The sequence below is a fragment of the Massilia sp. UYP32 genome (genome assembly GCF_050434365.1).
GTDB lineage: Bacteria > Pseudomonadota > Gammaproteobacteria > Burkholderiales > Burkholderiaceae_D > Telluria > Telluria timonae.
The window spans coordinates 1-1,794 of the sequence record NZ_JBNDIK010000062.1 but is presented as its reverse complement, the minus strand read 5'-3'; the positions used below and the strand labels follow the sequence as shown (position 1 = coordinate 1,794).

The following is a 1,794-nucleotide window of genomic DNA, read 5'->3' as shown; positions in this document are numbered from 1 at the left end:
CAACCAGTTCGCCATCATGTTCGGCGAGCGCTTCACGAACGCGATTATCTAACTACGAATTCTGGCCCCGCACACAGAATTTCTGACAGGTCCGTTCGCAGAATTCGTGGCTAGTCGCTAAATTAGGACAGCGACTGGCCTGTACAAATGGAATCTTGCGCCTTTGCAGACGTCGCTCCAACGTTGCAACCAGCTTGGCTGCATTCCCCTCAACCACTAGTCCATAGCCTGCACCACCATCGCTTAACCTGCGGAGCGAGAGCGCCACTACGCGTACGTCGAATGCCATAACTGACTCGGTTGGAGAATAGGTCACAGACGGATTGCAGCAGAAGCCGGTCAGTGCCTCGGGTTCCCTGGCCAGCTCCCATCCTGGTAGACAACGCCGATTCCCTGGTGCAAAACATTGGCGGTAACCGTACAAGGAATCCGTGAATAGGTCTTCCAGCGTATCCGTCATGCTCGAGGGAGCACGCACCGGCTGGCGTGGGACAATATCCCAGGCGCCCGTGCGATCAGTTTCCCACTTGTAGGAGGTGGCGAACCAGTTCCGCAGCGGTTCGTAGGGGCTGACATCGGGCGCACTTGATGCCAGCGCAGTGAGTGGCAGTGCCACTGGGTCACGCTGACCACCGTCAGCCGTTACTACTTTGATAGCTGAAGGGGTGTTGCGACTGTCAACATAAGCATAAGCACGTCCGTCAGGTGACACAGCTGCCAGCGTCGTGATCGTGGGCTCCGCGATGCCCGTCGAGCCTAGCGGCATTAAATGCAGACGTATTGGATCTAGCTCAAGGAGGAAGCCGGCATCGTTGCTGTAGTAACGGCGTGGCAGGTAACGCCGTTCTGGCCCCCACGGATAGCCGTGCTCAAAGTTTTTTTCTCCTTCCCAATGATTCACGCCGGTGACAAGATGACGCACTACAGGCTTACCGGCTGCAGCGTCCAGCAAATGCAGGCCGCCATCGTCCAGCATTTGCACGGTCGCCAACAGCACGCTACGCCCGGCGCCCTCCCACTGCTCCACTCCTTCTGCTCGCTCCAGGACAACACGCTCGTCATGCAGGATCCGGAAGTATTTCTCTCGCACGTCGGAAAAGTAGTATCCACCCCAGCCGGGCTTGTAATAGTCGATCGTGAGGACTGTAAACGGCTTAAGCTCGGTGACGATTTTTAGGGTCTCATGACGCGCAAGACAGCCTTCATACTGTGGCATGTTGTCAGTACCTCGATGTACACAAGGCGCGCCTTTCTGGTCGCAGCCCGCAATGCTGAACGTCAGGACCAGCATGCTCATACTTGCGAACAATTTAGTAGGGCTCAAAATCGTTAGTGCCGACGTCCCATTTTTTCGAGTTAAGTTGAATGCCTGGAGTCGCCAACTTGCTATCCGAAATTTTGTCGTAGCGCTTACAGTACAGAATGAGCAAATATGTGCCGCGCACTGGGCTATTCGAGAATACTCGCGCAGGGCAGTAATGATTTTTTTCGCTACTTCGATAGCCATAGCGGATATGCTCTAGATAAATTTGTCGGGTACACGATATCGGTGCTCTGACAGATGCCTATTGCGCTATGTCATCGTTTTCAAAAGCCTACCTCGTCTTCTAAAAACTGATCTGAGTGACGTTATTGTTCAGCGTGGTTCATCACCGCGTACGAGGCTTGGCAGATGATCAGTCCGTTCTACTCGATTACGTGTTTAGTGCCGTGCGATCATATTCCTCGTCGTAGCTGGCCTTTATTCCGAGCAAAGGCTATGCTGAACGAGTTGATTGCTGGGTTCAGCAATCC

The 1,794-nt window shown here is 54.0% G+C and carries 1 protein-coding gene; it reads right to left on the bottom strand.

The genetic code is table 11. The annotated features are described in order from the left end of the window. Positions 1-52 precede the first annotated feature (52 nt). Positions 53-1,507 carry a hypothetical protein gene (locus tag ABIB42_RS25840; RefSeq protein ID WP_429249210.1) on the bottom strand — a complete coding sequence of 485 codons (1,455 nt, stop codon included), beginning with the start codon at positions 1,505-1,507 and terminating at the stop codon, positions 53-55. Between the last annotated feature and the right edge of the window lie 287 nt (positions 1,508-1,794).